The organism is Serratia sp. Je.1.23.a (assembly GCF_051129805.1).
Lineage (GTDB): Bacteria > Pseudomonadota > Gammaproteobacteria > Enterobacterales > Enterobacteriaceae > Serratia > Serratia liquefaciens.
Map to the genome: position 1 here is coordinate 1 of NZ_JBCPSR010000084.1, position 268 is coordinate 268.

At 51.5% G+C, this 268-nt stretch carries 1 rRNA gene; it reads left to right on the forward strand.

What is annotated here, in order from left to right:
• Positions 1–51: 51 nt before the first annotated feature.
• A 16S ribosomal RNA gene (locus AAZT04_RS26295) occupies positions 52–268 on the forward strand; the annotation flags it as partial.

A 268-nucleotide genomic window follows, 5' to 3' on the forward strand; every position in this document is an offset into this window, starting at 1 on the left:
CGAAAGTTAATTTTCGAGCATCGCTTCACGAGTTGAAGCAAATCAAGCTTTTAATTGAAGAGTTTGATCATGGCTCAGATTGAACGCTGGCGGCAGGCCTAACACATGCAAGTCGAGCGGTAGCACAAGAGAGCTTGCTCTCTGGGTGACGAGCGGCGGACGGGTGAGTAATGTCTGGGAAACTGCCTGATGGAGGGGGATAACTACTGGAAACGGTAGCTAATACCGCATAACGTCTACGGACCAAAGTGGGGGACCTTCGGGCCTC